General features: G+C 66.7%; 17 protein-coding genes and 3 tRNA genes. 12 read left to right on the top strand and 8 right to left on the bottom strand.

All coding sequences use genetic code 11. The features are described from left to right. Positions 1-23: 23 nt before the first annotated feature. On the bottom strand, positions 24-1,229 hold the full coding sequence (locus B7R24_RS08480) for a class I SAM-dependent methyltransferase (RefSeq protein ID WP_116418544.1): 1,206 nt from the start codon (positions 1,227-1,229) through the stop codon (positions 24-26). A 128-nt stretch (positions 1,230-1,357) separates the two neighbouring features. Here B7R24_RS08480 and B7R24_RS08485 point away from each other — a divergent pair, with 128 nt between their 5' ends. Then, entirely contained in the window at positions 1,358-2,422 is a 1,065-nt protein-coding gene (locus B7R24_RS08485; RefSeq protein ID WP_172582754.1) for a DUF418 domain-containing protein, read from the top strand. 12 nt (positions 2,423-2,434) lie between these two features. Here B7R24_RS08485 and B7R24_RS08490 read toward each other — a convergent pair whose 3' ends face one another. The 3 genes from B7R24_RS08490 to B7R24_RS08500 form a co-directional block, all read right to left on the bottom strand. Next, a complete protein-coding gene (locus tag B7R24_RS08490; protein WP_147304962.1) occupies positions 2,435-3,760 on the bottom strand; it encodes a hypothetical protein in 1,326 nt (441 codons plus the stop codon). Between the two features lie 29 nt (positions 3,761-3,789). Then, positions 3,790-3,862, bottom strand: a tRNA-Val gene (locus B7R24_RS08495). A gap of 24 nt (positions 3,863-3,886) precedes the next feature. Beyond that, entirely contained in the window at positions 3,887-4,360 is a 474-nt protein-coding gene (locus tag B7R24_RS08500) for a peroxiredoxin (protein WP_116418547.1), read from the bottom strand. Positions 4,361-4,508: 148 nt separating this feature from the next. Between B7R24_RS08500 and aceE the strand changes: the two genes are divergently transcribed. The 6 genes from aceE (at position 4,509) to B7R24_RS08530 (ending at position 12,183) form a co-directional block, all read left to right on the top strand. After that, positions 4,509-7,235, top strand: a complete 2,727-nt coding sequence (gene aceE / locus B7R24_RS08505) for a pyruvate dehydrogenase (acetyl-transferring), homodimeric type (protein WP_116418548.1) — start codon at positions 4,509-4,511, stop codon at positions 7,233-7,235. A 53-nt stretch (positions 7,236-7,288) separates the two neighbouring features. Further along, a complete protein-coding gene (locus tag B7R24_RS08510) occupies positions 7,289-8,491 on the top strand; it encodes a PucR family transcriptional regulator (protein WP_116418549.1) in 1,203 nt (400 codons plus the stop codon). Positions 8,492-8,571: 80 nt separating this feature from the next. Next, the gene (locus tag B7R24_RS08515) at positions 8,572-9,492 is read left to right on the top strand and encodes an ACP S-malonyltransferase (RefSeq protein ID WP_116418550.1); all 921 of its coding nucleotides are present in this window, start codon (positions 8,572-8,574) and stop codon (positions 9,490-9,492) included. Next, the gene (locus B7R24_RS08520; protein WP_116418551.1) at positions 9,489-10,514 is read left to right on the top strand and encodes a beta-ketoacyl-ACP synthase III; all 1,026 of its coding nucleotides are present in this window, start codon (positions 9,489-9,491) and stop codon (positions 10,512-10,514) included. Before B7R24_RS08515 ends, B7R24_RS08520 begins: the two co-directional genes overlap by 4 nt. An 84-nt stretch (positions 10,515-10,598) precedes the next feature. Then, positions 10,599-10,847, top strand: coding sequence for an acyl carrier protein (locus B7R24_RS08525; RefSeq protein WP_116418552.1), 249 nt, complete (start codon positions 10,599-10,601; stop codon positions 10,845-10,847). A 100-nt stretch (positions 10,848-10,947) separates the two neighbouring features. Next, positions 10,948-12,183 (top strand): beta-ketoacyl-[acyl-carrier-protein] synthase family protein, encoded by a 1,236-nt coding sequence (locus B7R24_RS08530; RefSeq protein WP_116418553.1) that lies wholly within the window; start codon positions 10,948-10,950, stop codon positions 12,181-12,183. Positions 12,184-12,287: 104 nt separating this feature from the next. On the opposite strand, the gene B7R24_RS08535 is transcribed toward B7R24_RS08530, so the two are convergent. Then, a complete protein-coding gene (locus B7R24_RS08535) occupies positions 12,288-12,791 on the bottom strand; it encodes a DUF3145 domain-containing protein (RefSeq protein ID WP_116418554.1) in 504 nt (167 codons plus the stop codon). Between the two features lie 209 nt (positions 12,792-13,000). Between B7R24_RS08535 and B7R24_RS08540 the strand changes: the two genes are divergently transcribed. Further along, positions 13,001-13,576, top strand: coding sequence for a PadR family transcriptional regulator (locus B7R24_RS08540; protein ID WP_116418555.1), 576 nt, complete (start codon positions 13,001-13,003; stop codon positions 13,574-13,576). A gap of 89 nt (positions 13,577-13,665) precedes the next feature. Next, on the top strand, positions 13,666-14,202 hold the full coding sequence (locus B7R24_RS08545; RefSeq protein ID WP_172582755.1) for a septum formation family protein: 537 nt from the start codon (positions 13,666-13,668) through the stop codon (positions 14,200-14,202). A 33-nt stretch (positions 14,203-14,235) separates the two neighbouring features. Here B7R24_RS08545 and B7R24_RS08550 read toward each other — a convergent pair whose 3' ends face one another. Next, positions 14,236-15,222: an alpha/beta fold hydrolase gene (locus tag B7R24_RS08550; protein WP_116418557.1), complete on the bottom strand. Its 987-nt coding sequence runs from the start codon at positions 15,220-15,222 to the stop codon at positions 14,236-14,238. 276 nt (positions 15,223-15,498) lie between these two features. On the opposite strand from B7R24_RS08550, the gene B7R24_RS08555 reads away from it, so the two are divergent. Then, positions 15,499-15,572 (top strand) — tRNA-Ile (locus B7R24_RS08555). A 44-nt stretch (positions 15,573-15,616) separates the two neighbouring features. Here B7R24_RS08555 and B7R24_RS08560 read toward each other — a convergent pair. Then, positions 15,617-16,912: a glycosyltransferase gene (locus B7R24_RS08560; protein ID WP_253259355.1), complete on the bottom strand. Its 1,296-nt coding sequence runs from the start codon at positions 16,910-16,912 to the stop codon at positions 15,617-15,619. An 85-nt stretch (positions 16,913-16,997) separates the two neighbouring features. Then, complete coding sequence (locus B7R24_RS08565) at positions 16,998-17,909, bottom strand: DMT family transporter (RefSeq protein WP_253259356.1); 912 nt, start codon at positions 17,907-17,909, stop codon at positions 16,998-17,000. A gap of 43 nt (positions 17,910-17,952) precedes the next feature. Here B7R24_RS08565 and def point away from each other — a divergent pair, with 43 nt between their 5' ends. Beyond that, a complete protein-coding gene (gene def, locus B7R24_RS08570; RefSeq protein WP_116418560.1) occupies positions 17,953-18,525 on the top strand; it encodes a peptide deformylase in 573 nt (190 codons plus the stop codon). A gap of 192 nt (positions 18,526-18,717) precedes the next feature. Continuing rightward, positions 18,718-18,790, top strand: a tRNA-Asn gene (locus tag B7R24_RS08575). The last annotated feature ends 176 nt before the right edge of the window (positions 18,791-18,966 follow it).

Raw genomic sequence — 18,966 nt, forward strand, 5'->3', positions numbered from 1 at the left:
TTATATTCACTGACTATTAGCTCTCAGCTAATAGTTTTCGAGTCCGGCCGATGAGACACGGTCACAGTGAACTTGGCACTCTGACCGATGACCAGAGTGGCCCCGACGAGCCGCCGCAGGTCGGCCTGGTAGGCGAGGTGCGAGTTGAAGACCGTCAACAGCCGGCCGCCCGGGGCGAGCACCCGTCCCGCCTCCCGGAACAGCTCGAGCGCCACGCCCGTGTGCACTGAACTGTCGACATGGAAGGGTGGATTGCACACGATGAGGTCGGCCGAGCCGTCGGGCTGCGCCGTGAGACCGTTGTCGCGCACGACCGAGACGCGCGAGTCGAGCCCGTTCGCCCGCACCGTGGCGAGCGCCGAAGCGCACGCCGCAGCGGACTGGTCGGTGGCGATGACACGCAACTGCGGAAAGCGGATCGCCAGCACCGCCGCGATGACCCCGGTACCGCAGCCGAGGTCGATGGCGACGGGCGAAGCCGCAGGCGGCACCACCGCTTCGAGGAACTCCAGAACGAACCGTGTGCCGATGTCGAGCCCGGTACCGGCGAAGACGCCACCGTGTGCGGCGATCGAGATTCCCAACTCGTCGTTCACCGCGACCCTGGGGTAGGGCCGGGCATCCGGAGCAGAAGCCTCAGAGCCAGCCACAGAGCCAGCCACAGAGCCAGCCACAGCGCCAGCCACAGCGCGCGGAACCCGGGCGACCAGAACCCGGGACTTCTGCCGCGCGAGGGACGCGCGTACGTCACCGAACGACTCACCGAGCGTGTCGTTCATGGCACGCGAGAGGTGCTTGATGCGGCCGCCACCGAAGACGGCCACATCGGGGTGAGCGAACCGGGCCACCGCATCGGCGATCTCGTCGAGCTCCGCCAGCGCCCGCGGCAGCTGCAGAAGCACGACCCGCGCATCTGCCAGCAGCTCTTCGTCGAGTGGCAGTGAACGGTAGACGCCTCTCAGCCCGAGCCGCGCCGCGTTCGCTCGGAGGGCCTGCTCGCCGACCAGTCTGTCCTGGTGCACCCGGATGCCCGCCAGCCCGAAGGCGTCGGCGGCGCCCAGCGTGAGCGCTCCGTACCGGTCACCGATCACCACCACGGAACCGGCCTCTGCCCCGAGAAGCGACGGCGCTGCCTCGTCGAGGATGAGCCGGTCGGTGGCATCGCTCGCGAACAGGTTCGGCGCCTCGACATCCGGCGTGCGCCGCAGCGTCTCGAGCAGTTCGTACATCGCACCAGTCTCCCGCACACCGCCGACACCGGGGCACAGCCGACACCCGCGCCCCGTCGATATCGTCAGCCCCCCGGATGACGACGAGCCACCGCACACCCCCCGTCACCGCGGGCTATCATCGGGACATGACCGCCGGGGGCACGACGACAGCCGGGATCCGCCTCACGGGGCTCGACGTCGCCCGCGGCATCGCCGTTCTCGGCATGTTCGTCGCCCACACCTGGCCGGCCTCCGACAGTGCATTCTCGGAACTCCTCACGACCGTGGCGGGCGGGGAACGCCCGCGCACACTCTTCGCGGTGGTCGGCGGTATCTCCCTCGCCCTCTTCGTGCAGAGTCTCGGGCGGCGTGCCGACTTCGACACCCGGCGCATCCGGCAGACCGTGGCGGTGCGGGGCGTCGCCCTCGTCGCCCTCGGACTCTTCCTCCAGACGATGTACAGCGGCGTCTCCGTCGTACTCGACACCTGGGGTCTGCTCTTCCTCGTCTTCGTCCCGCTGCTGAAAGCCCCGACCCGGTGGCTGGTGGGAGGCGCACTCATCGCACTGCCGGTGGGCGTCGCCCTGCAACTGGCGAGCGCACGGTGGACGCCGCGGCTCACTCCCCAGGGCAGCCTGTTCACGCAGCCACTCGACTGGTTCGTGTCGGGCAGCTATCCCCTACTCATCTGGGTCGCCTTCCTCGCGGTCGGCTTCGTGCTGGCCCGCCTCGACATCACCCGCAGGCAGACGCAGCTCTGGATGCTCGGCGGCGGCCTCGCGATCGCCGTGCTCGCGAACCTGCTGCAGTGGTTCGCGCTTTCTCCCGAGACCTTCGCCGGCGAGGTGGCGCTGCACGCCTCGGCGGCGGCCGTCGCGGTGGCAGTGGTCTCAGCGCTCAGCCTGGTGACGACGAGCAGGGCCGTGTCGATCATCCTGTACCCGCTTGCGGCGGTGGGGATGATGCCCCTGACGATCTACACCGGCCACGTGCTCGCTCTGGCGTTGCGGTACTGGATCGACCCAGCCCAACCGCGCATGAGCGAGACCCTCTGGGTGGTGCTCACCATTACGAGCCTAGTGCTGGCGACGCTGTGGCGGAGGTTCCTCGGGCAGGGACCGCTCGAGCGGGTGTTGCGAACCGTGGACGGCAGCGCGCCACCCACACGCCCCGTTCAAACGAGCCGCAGAACCTCCCGAGCGAGGGCCTAGCCCTTCGCGGGCCTAGCCCTTCCAGGGAACCGTGGTCACCGGCTTGCCGAACTGGTCGACGGTGTCGACGCCGCTGTTCGCGACCACGTCGTCGAAGGTGGCCGACGAATCATTCGGCAGGGCCATGAGTTCGACGCGGCTGTCGAGCCCGTCGGGGCCGACCACCACTGCACGCTGGCTGGGGTAACTGCCCTGGCCCATGAACATGGTGCCTCGGCCGATGAGGGAGTTTCGTGCCGTCTTGATGCCGCCGAGCTGCATGACGCCGACACCGATTCCGTGGGCGCCCTTGTCGCCCGAGGTGACGATGTTGTAGCCGTTCACGGTGGCGCCCACCCCACCGCTGAGTTCGAGCTGGTAGCCGCCGAGCGCCGAGTTGCCCTCGAGGCGGATTCCGTTGATGTTGAGCTCGGAGACACTCGAGGCGGTGTTCGTGGTCGGGATGGCGAGAAAGCCGCGACCGGCCTTGTTGCCCTGGCCGCAGCCGATGATGCGCACGTTGTCGAAGCGGGCGTTCGTCGGTGCGATGCGCACGCCGCCCGAGATGCAGTTGATGATCTCGGTGTCGCGCACCACGACATCGATGGCGTTGATTCCATCGCAGTCGTAACCCCAGCTACCGGCATTGATGATGCGCAGGCCGTCGATCACGTTGGCGTAGGAGTACTCGTCGTTCGCCGCCGTGAAGACCTCCCGCGCAGCGAAGATCCCCGCCTTGCCCGACCCGGAGATCTCGAGGTCGACGAACCGGCTGTGCAGGAGCGAGCGCGTGTAGATGCCATGGCGCCCCGCGCTGGTGCCGAAGATGCTGAAGTTCTTCAGCGTGACCCGGGCCTTGTTGTTGGCGCCGGGCCCGGTGCTGGTGCCGGTCTTGCCCTTCACCACGAACGCATCCCCGGTCGAACCGGAGATCTGACGGAGCCGCGTGACACCACGCCCATAGCCCTCCACGATGACCTCGGGGAAGCCGTAGGGCACGCCGGAACCCACCTGGCGGGCGATGGCGGGGTCGTCGTAGTTGAACCCGGTGCTCCGCACCCGGATGTCGCCGGGCGGCAGGTACCCGTGGCCGCCGGTCTTCATGAGGGCCAGGAAGAAGGCGTTCATGGCGACGGTGTGGTCGGCGTCACCGGATTTGAAGCCGAACTGTTCGGGGTAGTAGACCCGCGATTGGTCACCGACGACGGTGGCCGCCTCGGCGCTCGACGGCTGCGAGAGTACCGGTGACACCGCTGCTCCGACCCCTGCCGTCGCGGCGGCCGCGAGCAGGATGTTGCGGCGGCTGATACCGTTCGCCGCCGGTGTCGATCCGCTGTCTTCTGGCCCGGCCTGAAGCATGATGGTTCTCCCCCGAATCGTCACTGCTGTGGGCCCTACCGGGATCGAACCGATGACATCCACGGTGTAAACGTGGCGCTCTACCAGCTGAGCTAAAGGCCCTGGTTATAAAAACCCTAACAGGAGCTACACGCGCGCGGGCTCGAGCTCCTCCAGTGCGGCGCGGTAGGCCTCGATGGAGCGTGGTTCGCCCGGCGCGGTGATGAAGCTGGCACGGATGATGCCGTGGGTGTCGATGACGAAGGTGGCCCGGTTGGAGAAACCCTTGCCCTCCAGGAACACGCCGTACTCCTTCGCAACCTCGCCGTGCGGCCAGAAGTCGGCGAGGAGGTTGAAGTCGAAGCCCTTCTCCTCGCTCCAGGCGCGGAGGGCAGACTTTGAGTCGACCGAGATGCCGAGCAGTTCGATGCTGTTGTCGCGGAACAGGGCGATGTTGTCTTCGAGGGCGCAGAACTCGCTGGTGCAGACGCCCGAGAAGGCGAGGGGGTAGAAGACGAGCACGACCGGCTTGACGCCGCGGAACTGGCTCAGACGCACCTTCTCGCCGAACTGGTTCGACAGTTCGAAGTCGGGGGCGAACGTGTCGTTTTCGAGTGCCATGACAGGCGATCCTTCCGGTGACAGGTACCTTGCCCGCCAGACCCAAGCTCGAAGTCTAATCCCTTAGGCTTGTCGAGGCTCAGGAATCCGTGAACCGGAACCCCGGCTGTGTGAATGATCTCTACAACAAAGAAGAGAGAGGTTGACGTTGACTGTCAACGACCAAGACCCGTATTCGGTCACGAACATCGATGCCGATCCCGACGAAACCGCCGAATGGTCTGAATCCCTCGACCAACTGGTCGCCGCTCGCGGCCACGGCCGCGCCAGGGAGATCATGCTCAGCCTGCTGAAGCGCAGCAAAGAGCTGCACCTCGGCGTTCCGATGGTTCCGACCACCGACTACATCAACACCATTGCTCCCGAGAACGAACCCGACTTTCCCGGCAACGAAGACATCGAGCGCCGCTACCGCGCCTGGATCCGCTGGAACGCCGCCATGCTCGTGCACCGCGCCCAGCGCCCCGGCATCGCCGTCGGTGGGCACATCTCCACCTACGCCTCCAGCGCGTCGCTTTACGAAGTGGGCTTCAACCACTTCTTCCGCGGGCAGGATGCCCCGGGCGGCGGCGACCAGGTCTTCATCCAGGGTCACGCCTCCCCTGGTACCTACGCCCGTGCCTTCCTCGAGGGCCGGCTCGACGAGAACAGGCTCGACGGGTTCCGCCAGGAGAAGTCGCACGCGGGCGGCGGGCTGAGCTCGTACCCGCACCCCCGCCTCATGCCGGAGTTCTGGCAGTTCCCGACCGTCTCGATGGGCATCGGCCCGATCAACGCGATCTACCAGGCCCAGGCCAACAAGTACCTCACCAACCGCGGCATCAAAGACGCCAGCGACCAGCAGGTCTGGGCTTTTCTCGGCGACGGCGAGATGGACGAGGTCGAGAGCCGCGGCCAGCTGCAGGTGGCCGCCAACGACGGTCTCGACAACCTCAACTTCGTCATCAACTGCAACCTGCAGCGCCTCGACGGCCCGGTGCGCGGCAACGGCAAGATCATCCAGGAGCTCGAGAGCTTCTTCCGAGGCGCCGGCTGGAACGTCATCAAGGTCATCTGGGGCCGCGAATGGGACTCGCTTCTGCAGAACGACAGCGAGGGCGCCCTGCTCAACCTGATGAACACGACTCCGGATGGCGACTTCCAGACGTACAAGACCGAAGACGGCGCGTTCGTCCGTGAGAACTTCTTCGGGCGCGACCCGCGGGCTCTGAAGCTCATAGAGGACTACAGCGACGACCAGGTCTGGGGCCTGAAGCGCGGCGGCCACGACTACCGCAAGGTCTACGCCGCGTTCAAGGCGGCCTCTGAGCACACGGGCCAGCCCACCGTCATCCTCGCCCACACCATCAAGGGCTACGGCCTGGGCAAGAGCTTCGAGGGCCGCAATGCGACCCACCAGATGAAGAAGATGACGCTCGAAAACCTGAAGATGTTCCGCGACGAGATGCACATCCCCATCACGAACGCGAAGCTCGAAGAGAACCCGTACCTCCCCCCGTACTACAACCCGGGTGAGGGCGACGAGGCCATCGAGTACATGCACGAGCGCCGCCGGGCGCTCGGCGGCTACCTGCCCGAACGCCGCACGAAGCACACGGCGATCACGCTGCCCGACGACTCGGCCTACGCGATCATGAAGAAGGGCTCCGGAACGCAGGAGATCGCCACCACCATGGCCTTCGTGCGCCTGCTGAAGGAGATGACGCGGTCGAAGGACTTCGGCAACCGCGTCGTGCCGGTCATCCCCGACGAGGCGCGCACCTTCGGTATGGATGCGTTCTTCCCGAGTGCCAAGATCTACAACCCGAACGGCCAGCACTACACCAGTGTCGACCGCGACCTGCTGCTCGCCTACAAGGAGAGCCCGCAGGGCCAGATCGTGCACGTCGGCATCAACGAGGCCGGTGCCGTCGCCGCGTTCACCGCAGCGGGCACCTCGTACTCGACGCAGGGCGAGCCGCTCATCCCGGTCTACGTCTTCTACTCGATGTTCGGTTTCCAGCGCACGGGCGACGCCCTCTGGGCCGCGGGCGACCAGATGACCCGCGGGTTCATCATGGGCGCGACGGCCGGTCGCACCACGCTGACCGGCGAGGGCCTGCAGCACGCCGACGGCCACAGTCACCTCATCGCCTCGACCAACCCGGCCGTGGTGTCGTACGACCCCGCATACGGATACGAGATCGGCCACATCGTGCGCTCGGGCCTCGAGCGGATGTACGGCGGAACGCACAGCGATCCGAACGTGATGTACTACCTGACTCTCTACAACGAGCCGATGGTCATGCCCGCGGAGCCCGAGAACGTAGATGTCGAGGGCATCGTCAAGGGCATTCACTACCTCAAGGGTGGTTCGGTCGACGGGCCGAAGGCGCAGATCCTCGCCTCCGGCGTGGGTGTGCCGTGGGCCCTCGAGGCCCAGCAGCTGCTGGCCGACGACTGGGGTGTCTCAGCCGATGTCTGGAGCGTCACGAGCTGGACGGAGCTTCGCCGCGACGGCTTGCGCGCCGAGGAGCACAACTTCCTCAACCCGAGTGAGCAGCCCCACGTGCCGTACCTGACCGACAAGCTCTCGGGCTCGCACGGTCCGTTCGTCGCGGTCAGCGACTACATGCACGCGGTTCCCGACCAGATCAGGCAGTTCGTGCCCGGTGACTACGCCACGCTCGGGGCCGACGACTTCGGCTTCAGCGACACCCGGCCCGCCGCCCGGAGGTACTACAAGATCGACGGCCCGTCGGTGGTCGTGCGCGTGCTCGAACAGCTTGCCGCACGTCACGAGGTCGACCCGAACGCACCGCAGTGGGCGATCGACAAGTACCGTCTGCACGACGTCGCCGCCGGCACCTCCGGATCGGCGGGCGGCGAGAGCTGAGCGGCCAGGAGGCCGCCCCCGCGGCTGCACCGCACACACCGCCAACATCGAAGATGGCCCGCACAAAAGAACAGACGCTCGCCTGGCTCCGCACGGTGTCGGGCGAGTTGTCGACCGCGACGATCAAGAAACTCGACGAGACGCTTCCCTGGTACGGCGACATGCCGCCGGGGAGGCGCTCCGCCGTCGGACTGGTCGCGCAGGCCGGTATCAAGTCGTTCATCACCTGGTACGACGACCCCACCACGACCACCTGGATCGCCTCCGACGTCTTCGGTGCGGCTCCCCGGGAACTGCTGCGCTCGGTGAGCCTGCAGCAGACGCTCCAGCTCATCCGCGTCGTGGTCGAGGTCGTCGAAGAGCGCATCAAAGGCGACCAGTCCCTCCGCGAGGCGATCCTGCTCTACTCGCGGGAGATCGCCTTCGCGTCGGCCGACGTCTACGCCCGTGCCGCCGAGGCACGCGGCCTCTGGGATGCGCGGCTCGAGGCGCTCGTCGTCGATTCCATCCTCTCGGGTGAGTACGACGACGAGCTCCCGAGTCGCATTGCCGCCCTCGGCTGGCACGGCCACGGCGCGGTCAGCGTGCTGGTCGGCACGACGCCGCGGATGCTCGACGTCGACCAGCTGCGCAGAACCTCACGCCACCTGGCGGCCGACGTTCTGATTGGCGTGCAGGGCGGCCGGCTGGTGCTCGTCATCGGTCGTTCCCAACCCGCGGTCGGAGCGGCCGACGAACCCCTCCCGGGTGCTGCCGTCGAACCCACGCTCTCGTTCATGGAGATCGCCAAGGCGCTGGAGCCCGGCTTCGGGCCCGGCCACCTTGTTCTCGGACACGAGGTGCCGAGCTTGGTCGACGCATCCCGCAGCGCCAAGGCGGCCCTGGCCGGCTTCGCGGTCGCCAAGTCGTGGCGGAACGCCCCACGGCCGGTGTATGCCGACGATCTGCTACCCGAACGCGCCCTCGCCGGCGACCCGCTCGCCCGGTCGACGCTGGTCAACCGGGTGTACCGTCCGCTGCAGGACCAGAGCCCCGAACTCATGACCACACTGTGGTGCTACCTCGACAACGGGCGGTCGCTGGAGGGCACAGCCCGGGAACTCTTCGTGCACCCCAACACCGTGCGCTACCGACTCAAGCGGGTCTCCCACGTGATCGGCTGGGATGCGACCGGCGCCCGTGAAGCCCTCATCCTGCAATCGGCGCTCATTCTCGGGTCGATGAACGAACCTGACCCGGCCGTGCGTCGTCGTTAGAGGCATTCGCCAATACTTTCCCCCATCTTTGTGCGCTTTTCGACACCGACTCCTTCCCAACCCTTGAAAGACTGAACTCCATGATCGTGATCGTCTGCCCCGGCCAGGGCTCACAGACCCCCGGCTTTCTCGCACCCTGGGTTGCAGAACCCGCCTTCGCCGGACACCTCGACACCCTGTCGCAGCTGGCGGGGCTCGACCTGGTGAAGCACGGCACCGAGAGCGACGCCGACACCATCCGCGACACGCGCATCGCCCAGCCGCTCATCGTGGCGGCGGGCCTCCTGGCGCTCGGCGCCCTGCTGGCCGACGGTCGTCGCAGCCGCGTGGGGGGCGTCGCCGGCCACTCGGTGGGGGAGATCACCGCCGCCCAGGCCGCCGGCATCCTCACCGAGAGCGAGGCGATGACGTTCGTGCGCGAACGCGGGGCGGCGATGGCCGAGGCTGCCGCGATCACGCCGACGGGCATGAGCGCAGTGGTCGGTGGCGATGAGAGCGAACTGCTCGCGGCCCTCGCCGAGCTCGACCTGGAGCCCGCGAACTTCAACGGCGGCGGCCAGATCGTCGTAGCCGGTGCCCTCGAGAGGCTGGCCGAACTCGCCGGTGTCGCTCCCCGGGGCGCCCGTGTCATTCCGCTCCAGGTCGCCGGCGCGTTCCACACCCGGTACATGCAGCCCGCGGTCGAGCATCTCACCGATGTCGCGCACACGCTCTCCCCCACGCATCCCTCTCTTCCCATCTGGACCAACCGCGACGGTGGTGTGGTCGACACCGGGGAGTCGTTCGTCGACTTGCTCGTCGGCCAGGTCTCGTCGCCGGTGCGCTGGGACCGCACGATGGCGTCGTTCCTCGACGCCGGCGTGACCGGCATCATCGAGGTCGCACCGGCCGGCGCCCTGGTCGGGCTGGCCAAGCGGGGCCTCCGAGGGGTTCCGTCGGTGGCCATCAAGACTCCCGACGACCTGCCGGCCGCCATCGAGATGCTGGAGCAGAACGCATGAACCGCCCCACACTGCAGCAGTCGAAGGGCCACGAGTTCACGCGCATCTACGCGATGGGCGCAGCCCGGGGCGACCTCGTCGTCGGGAACGAGGAGCTCGTCGAGGCCATCAACTCCTCCGACGAGTGGATCCGCCAGCGTACCGGCATCATCGAACGGCGACGCGCATCGAAGGACATCACCGCCGTCGACCTCGCCGTCGAGGCTGGTCGAGAGGCGATCGAGACGTCAGGCATACGCCCCGACCAGATCGGTGCAGTCATCGTGGCGACGGTCAGCAACCCGGCGGTCACCCCCTCGGTCTCGGCCCTCGTCGCCGAGCGCGTGGGTGCGGGTACCGCTGCGGCCTACGACATCGAGGCCGCCTGCGCCGGCTACGCGTACGCCATCGCGCAGGCAGACGCCCTGGTGAGATCCGGCGTCGCCGAGTACGTGCTCGTCATCGGTGCCGAGAAGCTCAGCGACTTCGTCAACCCAGCCGACCGAACCATCTCCTTCCTGCTCGGCGATGGCGCCGGGGCGGCCGTCGTCGGCCCCAGCGACTTCCCCGGCATCTCGAAGTCGATTCTCGGCTCCGATGGGTCGAAGTGGGGAGCCGTCGGCATGGAGGGCACCTACGTCGGCTTCCGGGCCGGTGAGAACGAGTGGCCCACCATGCGGCAGGAGGGCCAGACGGTCTTCCGCTGGGCCGTCTGGGAGATGGCGAAGGTCGCTCAGCAGGCCCTGGACGCGGCCGGTGTCACGGCCGCCGACCTGACCGCTTTCATTCCCCACCAAGCCAACATGCGAATCATCGACGAGTTCGCGAAGGTGCTGAAGCTGCCCGACAGCGTCATCATCGCGCGTGACATCGCCACGACAGGCAACACGTCGGCCGCCTCGATCCCCCTCGCGACGCACCGGCTGCTCGCCGAGCATCCGGAAGCCGCCGGAGGCCTCGCCCTGCAGATCGGTTTCGGCGCAGGTCTCGTTTTCGGCTCGCAGGTCATCGTCCTGCCGGGGAACCCGCCCGCTCTGACCTAAACTGAGTGTCGCCTCAAACGACTCAACTGTCGAACGAGAGACCCCCAACACGCCTGACTCAGGCGCCATCCAAGGAGACAAATAATGGCATTTTCCACCGAAGAAGTTCTTGCTGGCCTGGCCGAGCTCATCAACGACGAAACCGGCATCGCTGCCGACACGGTGGAGCTCGACAAGTCGTTCACCGACGACCTCGACATCGACTCCATCTCGATGATGACCATCGTCGTGAACGCCGAAGAGAAGTTCGACGTCAAGATCCCCGACGAAGAGGTCAAGAACCTCAAGACCGTCGGTGACGCTGTGACTTTCATCACCAACGCGCAGGCCTAGGCTCCCGCAGCAGCGCACCACCCTCCGGATGACCGGGGTCGCCTCCCGCGCCCCGGTCTCCTGCACCACCCGCCCGTCTGATCCACAGAAAGTCCAGCTCATGAGCAAACGAATCGTCGTCACCGGAATCGGTGCCACGTCTCCCCTCGGCGGAACGGCCGAAGAGAGCTGGCAGGCCCTGCTGGGCGGCGTTTCGGGCAACCGTGCGCTCGAACAGGACTGGGTCGAGAAGTGGCAGGTGCCCATCACGATGGCCGCCCAGGCGGTCGTCCCCTCGGCCGACGTGCTCACGCGCCAGGAGACCAAGCGCCTCGACCCCAACAGCCAGTTCGCCCTGACCGCGGCCCGTGAAGCCTGGGCTGACGCCGGGTCCCCCGAGATCGACCCCGAACGCCTCGCAGTCGACTGGGCCACCGGTATCGGTGGCCTCTGGACGCTGCTCGACGCCTGGGACACACTGCGCGAGCGAGGCCCACGCCGCGTCCTGCCGATGACCGTCCCGATGCTCATGCCGAACGGTGCGGCCGCGGCCATCAGCATGGACCTCGGCGCACGCGGCTTCAGCCGTACTGACGTCTCGGCCTGCGCGTCGAGCACCGAATCGATCGCGAACGCCTACGATCACCTCCAGGCCGGTCTCGCCGACGTCATCGTCGCCGGCGGCTCCGAGGCGAGCATCCACCCGCTCCCCATCGCTTCCTTCGCCGCCATGCAGGCGCTCTCGAAGCGAATGGATGATCCCGCCACCGCCTCACGGCCCTACGATGTCAACCGCGACGGCTTCGTGCTCGGGGAGGGCGCGGCGGCCGTCGTGCTCGAGACGTATGAACACGCCGTCGCCCGCGGGGCGAAGATTTACGCCGAACTTCTCGGTGGGTCGGTCACGAGCGACGCCTACCACATCACCGCTCCCGACCCCGAGGGCTCGGCAGCGGCGCGCGCGATGAAGGCCGCCGTGGAGAATGCCGGCTACACGCTCAGCGACGTCGGGCATATCAACGCCCATGCCACCAGCACCCCGGTCGGCGACATCGCCGAGTACAACGCCCTGCGCCGCGTCTTCGGCGAAGCAGTCGAGGGCATCCCGGTGTCGGCCACGAAGGCATCGACGGGTCACCTTCTGGGCGGTGCCGGTGCCATTGAGGCCATCTTCGTGATCAAGGCTCTGCAGGAGCGGCTCGCTCCTCCGACGATCAACCTCCATGACCAGGATCCCGAGATCAAGCTCGACGTCGTCATCTCACCGCGTGCCCTGCCGCCGGGCGACCTGCTGGCGATCAGCAACTCCTTCGGCTTCGGTGGCCACAACGCCGTGGCGGCCTTCAAGACGGTCTGACGCCCGCCTCACCCACCCGCACGCGCACGCCCGTGATGGCTCGAAGGGCCCCAAATCGTGCCACAGCCGGGGCCGTCCAACGATTTTGGCCCCTTCACGGCCAGTCACCCGACCGAGTGCAGCCAGACCACGGGCGCAAAATCGCTGGCGTACCGGAACGGCTCGAGTTCGTCGTCCCACGCCTGGCCGAGGGCCAATCGCAGCTCGCGGTGCAGCTCGAGCGCGTTCGTGCCAGCGGACTCCATGGCTGCACGCACGCGATCCTCGGGGATGACGGTGTTGCCCGCGCTGTCGGTCTGCGCGAAGTAGATTCCGAGATCGGGCGTGTGCATCCATCGTCCGCCGTCGCGGCCCGGGGCCGGATCTTCGGTGACCTCGTACCGCAGGTGCTCCCAGCCCCGCAGCGCCGAGGCGATGGCCGCGCCGGTGCCTGCCGGGCCCTCCCAGTAGAACTCGGTGCGCTGGGACCCGCGCAGTACGGGCTGCTCGATCCACTCGAAGTTCACCGCACGACCAATGGCGCGACCTGCGGCCCACTCGACGTGAGGGCAGAGCGCGCGAGGAGCGGAGTGAACGTAGACCACTCCGCGTGCGACTGATGCCACCATCTGTTTTCTCCATTCGTGAGGTACGTCTTCCCCAACGACCTGTGAATGGATGCTCGGGCCGAAGCGGCCCGGGAACGGTGGCAACCGTATTCAATTGTGCGGCCCACCTCGGCGAGTCCGCTGGCTCCAGTATGCCTGACCGGCGGGCCGAATGACAAGGCTGTAACTCACCGCGCTACGCTCATTCGAACGAGAAGGGTCGTGGTCGCGTGTCGGTGAGGTCGAGCATCCTGGCGCTGCTCACCCTGGGGCCGGCCTACGGACTGCAGGTGCATTCGGAGATCGAGGCACGCACCTCCCGTCTCGGCAGGATCAATGTCGGGCAGATCTACGCGACACTGACCCGACTTGTCGAGGCAGGCCTCGTCGAGCCCGTTTCTGCTGACCTCGACGGCTCCGTTCCGCCCGGAACGGCGGTAGCGCGACTCCCCTTCTATGAGCTGACAACCGCGGGCCGGCTCGAGGCCGGAACGTGGCTCGCCGGCGCACCGGAAGGAGAGCCCGCCTGGGAGGAGATGGTCGAACACATCCTTCTCGCGTGCACGCTGCCCGGTGCTGATCCGTTGCGGCTGCTGGGCAGTTATCGCACTGTGTGGAGTCGCAGCCCGGAATGCACCCCTTCCGAACCCCACGACCTCGCCGAGTCTGCTCGCCGCCAGCTCACGGAGGCGGCCCTCCGATGGCTTGGCGAGGTCGAGCAGCGGTGGATGTCGGGAACGCTTCTCACCCGCGCCCTGTCGAGTGACCGACCCCGTCGTGGGCGCCGGCCGGTTGCGCGCAGTTGACAGATTCTCGCTCCTTGCGGCTTATATGAGTATGCTTCATGTATCTGTCAGCCTGCGGCTCGGATGCCGCCTGCCTCCCTGGAGCGACCATGACCATCTCACGACTCACCGCATTCCTCCTCGTCGTACCTGCCGTGTGCACGGTTCTGTTGCTGGCGGGGTGCTCCAGCGCCTCGAACGACGTGCCACTGTCGACGGGAGCACCAACCGCCCGTGCCCAAGACCCGACCCCGCGCCCGACGGTCTCGGCACCATCCGTTGAGCAGACCGGTGACGTGTTCGCGCTGGCGGTCGGCGACTGCCTGAACGATGGCACAGACACCCATGTCTCAGAAGTACCGACGGTCGACTGCGCCACCGCCCACGACCTCGAGGTCTACTACGAGTTCGACCTCCCCGATGCCGAAGCATTCCCCGGAACGGGCCCGGTCGGCGATGCTGCCGAAACCGGGTGCAGGAACCAGTTCGACTCCTTCGTCGGGGTGAGTTACGACCAGTCGATCCTGGCGTTCACCGAATACGTCCCGACCGAGACCTCCTGGGGCAGCGGCGACCGTACCGTCATCTGCGTACTGGGCGACCCCAACGGAAAGACGACCGGCACCCTGCGAGGCGCCGCGAGCTGACCTGGCACCTGCATCGCCCAGCTGTGCGAGACGTCAGCTGGCCTCGCGGCGGGGCACTTCGGGCTCCTGAACTCGCTCGAACCCCCGCCGCACCTCGGTGGCGATAGCCGCAGCGCCCCGCCTCGACGTGATGATCGTGTAGTGGTTAACGTGGGCCACCAGGCGGTGGTTCAGCCCGGGCCATTCGCGCCGGGCGATCTCGAGCTCGCGGACGCTGTAGACACCCGGCGCCTCATTGAGCAGACCACGCGGTGCAGTCAGCAGAACGGCCGCGTCATCCACCTCCCGTAGCCGCTCCCAGAGCGCCGTACTGCCACTGAGCTCGCGGGCGTCGATACTCAGGGCGGCCTGGGAGGCGATCGGTCGGTACTCGATCTCGGCGTCGGCGCCGAGTGTCTCGTCGAGCAGATAGTCGACGTAGGTGTCGAGCTCCGGGCTCCAGTCCCGCGCGAATGCCGGGTGCATCTGTCGGAATCGCCGATGGGTCGCCGGGCTGGAGAACACCAGCTCGAGCCCCGCCGCCCGCCTGCCGAGAACGGTCTCGAGCAGATCGGCGGGATCGCACGTCAGCGGTACGGTGAGCGGTAGTCCGCCGTCGACGAGTACGGCCCGGGTGAAGCTCTCCCGCCGGGCCTGCAGGGCCGCGACAGCTGCAAAGGCGCCCAGCGAATGACCGACGAGAGTGACGCCTGACAACTGGAGGGCATCCATCACCGTGAGAATGTCGGTGGCGTGCTGGTCGATTCCGAACGGACCGGGCAGCCCGGCGCTTCTGCCGCGACCACGGAGGTCTGGGGCGATGATGCGCACCTCGGGAAGCGCGGCGGCGAGAGACGCCCAGACGAGGTGGGCGCCCTCCATGCAGTGCAGCGCCACCACGACGGGTGCTTCTTCGGCCCATGGACCCTGTGGACGCCACTCGCCGACGCGCAGGCAACCGCCCCGCACCGCGATGTCGTGAGTGTGATAGCTCACCGGACGAGCCGGTGGGAGGTTGCTGAACGTATTCGGTTCTGACATGGAAGGTACCCCAAATTGCAACGGTGGCAGCGCAAGCGTGCCGGCACAGCGCCCCTAAGACCCGGTTGCGAGTCGAGCCGTAGAAACGCTAACCGGTGCGCTGACGCACGTCAACAGTCAGTGACAAAAAATCACCTCTTGCAACCGAATTGTTCTGAATTCTGTCGCAAGTCCATGCAAACGTTGGCTGGGTGGCGCCACTGCGAGCGTCGTCCACGGGTGACGCTCGCCACGAGGTATCGTTGACCAGCGGCAGCGTCACGGCGTCGGCCGCGCGGGGCGTTAGCTCAGCTGGTTAGAGCAGCGGACTCATAATCCGTCGGTCGCGGGTTCAAGTCCCGCACGCCCCACCGACTCACGCGTCACACGGCACGCACGCCCCACCGCACGGGGTTCACTCCGTGGGCAGGTCGATGATGCGCATCGATGACGTGTTCAGCGACTCTGCCGCCATCGTCTCGTCGATCGCCGCGGCATCCACGTCGTTTGCACCCCGGTAGAGGCGCTCGAAAGTCACGATCGTGCGCTGCAGGTCGTGCTTCTCGATGAGTTTGAGTGAGGCGTGCTTGAACTCGTCGAGCTTCTCCTGGGGCAGGCGCAGCAGGAATTCGAGCCGGTCGGCCATCTGCTGGGAGTCGCCGGGCGCGAAGAGAAAGCCGTTCTTGCCGTCTTTCACGAGATGCGGTAGCGCCATGGCGTCAGCGGCGACGATCGGCAGGCCTGAGGCCATCGCCTCCATCGTCGCGATGCTCTGCAACTCGGCGACCGACGGCATCCCGAAGATCGTCGCGTTCGTGTAGGCGGCGCGGAGCTCCTCCTCGGTGACATAGCCGGCGAAGTGCACGCGGTCTTCGAGGCCGAGGGTCTTCGACAGGTTCTCGAGGTGCTTCAGCAGGTCGCCGCCACCGACGATGTCAAGCTGAACGTCGAGGTCGGCCGGTAGCAGGCCGACTGCCCTGATGAGAACGTCGATCTGCTTCTCACCTGTGACGCGCCCGACGAAGAGGATTCGGTTGCCCGTGCGCGGCTCGAAGCTGGGCGTGTAGTTGTCGGCGTCGATACCGCAGGAGATGGCGAGCACGCCGCCCAGACCGGTCGACTTCTCGAGGAACTCCGCCGCCCTCTGGGTCGGGGTCGTGACCACGTCGGCGCGCCCGAAGGTGCGCTTGGCAGCCCGCCAGGCCATGCTGACCGCCTTCTCCTGCCACGACTTCGGCAGCAGGGTGAATTCGAGCAGGTTCTCGGGCATGAAATGGTTCGTGCCGATGATGCGTATGTTCTTGCGCTTGCGTGCGGCGATCGAGAGGCCGCGGCCGACGATGATGTGCGACTGGAAGTGCACGACATCGGGGTCGACCTGTTCCAGAATGCGATCGCTGTTCCTGTTGATGAACCAGGGCTCCGACCAGCGCAGCCAGTCGTGCGGATACCAGCGGAAGCTCCGCAGGCGGTGAACAGTGATGTCCTGGCCGTCGTACGATTCCGTCCAGGTGCCGTGTTTGCGCGAGGCGGCCGGTGCCACGACGTGCACTTCGTGTCCGCGGGCAGCCAACCCGGATGCAAGCCGCTGCGAGAAGCGCGCACTTCCGTTCACGTTGGGAGAGAACGTGTCTGCTCCGATGACGACCTTCAGTGGCTTCGCGGGGACGGCGTCTGCAGCTGCAGGGTACGGGCCGGAAGGAGCTGGCAAGTGAGAACTTTCTGGTTCGGGAGGGCGGAGGTCGAACATCTGTCACCACAACGGTCTTTCGGAGAATCTACCCTAGTAACCGCAGTCAGTGACCGGTCTGCGGGTGGTAGCGGGCGAGGCCGAAGACACCGAGAACGGCCAGGATGCCCGTCAGCACGAAGCCGACGAGAGCGAGCGGCGGGGCAAGCTGAGCCTCGCCGAGCACCACGATACCGATACCGACCGCCACCATCGGGTCGATCACGGTCAATCCGGCGATCACCAGGTCGGGTGGACCCGATGCGTAGGCCGTCTGGACGAAATAGGCTCCAGCGGCCGCGGAGGCGAGGAGACCGACCAGGCAGATGAACGTCAGCCACTCGAAGTCACCCTGCTGCAGTCGGCTGATGACGACCTTGGCGAGGGTGGCGACGAAGCCGTAGAGCACGCCGGCGCCGACGATGTACGAGACGGCTCGCATCCGCTTTCTGAAGAGCACGAACAGAGTCACGAACAGGGCCAGCACGACGGCCAGGATGATGACGATCGTCACGAGCTGAGGGTCTTGAATGGGCTTGTCGACGGCGGTGAACGCCGCAATGAGAACGAAGAGAGCGACGCCTCCGACGCACATCACGATGGAGATGACGGACGCCCGGTTGAGCTTGCTTCGCGTGACCCGAGCGTTGAGGATCGACGTGATGACGAGGGCGATCGCTCCCAGCGGCTGCACCACGATGATCGGAGCGAAGTTCAGGCTGGTGAGCTGGAAGACGATCGCCAGGGCCAGCATGAGCGACCCGAGAACCCAGGAGGGACGACCCAGCAGGGCCAGGAGCTGCTTGACGTCGAGCCCACCGGTGGCCTGCTGGCTCGCTGCCTCGACCTTGTTGACCCCGCGGTGCTGGAACTGTGCGCCGAACGACAGAAAGACGGCACCGATCAGGGCGATCGGGATGCCGATGGACTGAATGGGATTCGAGGCGAGCTCGGTGACGGCGGCGAGTTCGGGGGGCACCCGTCGACAGTATCGCGGTTTGCGCGCGGATAGGCTTGACGACATGGCTGTTCTTCCCATTCGGATCTTCGGCGATCCGGCGCTCCACTCCCCCGCACTTCCCATCACTGCATTCGACGACGATCTGCGTGTTCTCGTCGCCGACATGGTCGACACGATGCATGCGGCGCCCGGTGTCGGGCTCGCCGCACCGCAGGTGGGTGTCGGGCTCCGGCTCTTCGTGTATGAGTACACCGACACCGACGATGTGGTGCACTCGGGCACGGCGGTGAACCCCGTGCTGCTTGTGAGCCCCCCTCCCGTCGAGGAGGCAGACGAAGACCTCGACTCCGAGGGTTGCCTCTCTTTTCCGGGTGAACGGTTTCCACTCGTCAGGTCGGCGGATGCTCTACTGCGGGCTTTCACCGTGACGGGCGAGCCCTTTGAGGTAGCTGCGTCGGGCTGGTTGGCACGGATCTTCCAGCACGAGTACGACCACCTCGACGGGTACCTCTACGTCGACAGGCTCGAGTTCTCGTACGCCAAGGCCGCGGGGAAGATCGCGCGTAAGCGCAGCTGGGGTGGACCGGGCCAGAAGTGGATGCCCGGGGTCGACACTTTCGAGGGCGGGGCCTAAATCGGCGGATGAACCGGGTCAGCATCGGGTCAGCCGGCTGCCCGCGACCCGGGTGGGGCGGCCTGCTGGATCGGCGTCACTCTGGGGTGCGGTATGCTTTTGGCTGCACGTTTCGGCGGGCAGGGTCGGGCGCAAGCCGTTCGATTCGGCCCTCAGATGTTTCGTGATAGCGTAACTAAGCTGTTTCAGCATTCCTCGATAGCTCAATTGGCAGAGCAGCCGACTGTTAATCGGCAGGTTCTTGGTTCGAGTCCAAGTCGGGGAGCGAAAAGGTCGTCAGGGCTCCACCCCGGCGGCCTTTTTTCATGCCCGGATGCGGGGTGGGCGCATCGTTTGGCGTGTTTGTAGGACACTCCGTGGGGAGGTGTGCAATGCGGTTGCGCTGCCGCGCCCTGCGGGCTTGCCGGGAATGGATGGGGCGGGTCGGGCGGATGGCTGGGT

It is taken from the genome of Subtercola boreus, assembly GCF_003399645.1.
GTDB classification, from domain to species: Bacteria; Actinomycetota; Actinomycetes; order Actinomycetales; family Microbacteriaceae; genus Subtercola; species Subtercola boreus_A.

Bases quoted from the DNA above. Each gene is read 5' to 3' on its own strand.
- B7R24_RS08480 (WP_116418544.1), bottom strand. From the start codon at position 1,229: ATGTACGAACTGCTCGAGACGCTGCGGCGCACGCCGGATGTCGAGGCG.
- B7R24_RS08485 (WP_172582754.1), top strand. From the start codon at position 1,358: ATGACCGCCGGGGGCACGACGACAGCCGGGATCCGCCTCACGGGGCTC.
- B7R24_RS08490 (WP_147304962.1), bottom strand. From the start codon at position 3,760: ATGCTTCAGGCCGGGCCAGAAGACAGCGGATCGACACCGGCGGCGAAC.
- B7R24_RS08500 (WP_116418547.1), bottom strand. From the start codon at position 4,360: ATGGCACTCGAAAACGACACGTTCGCCCCCGACTTCGAACTGTCGAAC.
- B7R24_RS08510 (WP_116418549.1), top strand. From the start codon at position 7,289: ATGGCCCGCACAAAAGAACAGACGCTCGCCTGGCTCCGCACGGTGTCG.
- B7R24_RS08515 (WP_116418550.1), top strand. From the start codon at position 8,572: ATGATCGTGATCGTCTGCCCCGGCCAGGGCTCACAGACCCCCGGCTTT.
- B7R24_RS08520 (WP_116418551.1), top strand. From the start codon at position 9,489: ATGAACCGCCCCACACTGCAGCAGTCGAAGGGCCACGAGTTCACGCGC.
- B7R24_RS08525 (WP_116418552.1), top strand. From the start codon at position 10,599: ATGGCATTTTCCACCGAAGAAGTTCTTGCTGGCCTGGCCGAGCTCATC.
- B7R24_RS08530 (WP_116418553.1), top strand. From the start codon at position 10,948: ATGAGCAAACGAATCGTCGTCACCGGAATCGGTGCCACGTCTCCCCTC.
- B7R24_RS08535 (WP_116418554.1), bottom strand. From the start codon at position 12,791: ATGGTGGCATCAGTCGCACGCGGAGTGGTCTACGTTCACTCCGCTCCT.
- B7R24_RS08545 (WP_172582755.1), top strand. From the start codon at position 13,666: ATGACCATCTCACGACTCACCGCATTCCTCCTCGTCGTACCTGCCGTG.
- B7R24_RS08550 (WP_116418557.1), bottom strand. From the start codon at position 15,222: ATGTCAGAACCGAATACGTTCAGCAACCTCCCACCGGCTCGTCCGGTG.
- def (WP_116418560.1), top strand. From the start codon at position 17,953: ATGGCTGTTCTTCCCATTCGGATCTTCGGCGATCCGGCGCTCCACTCC.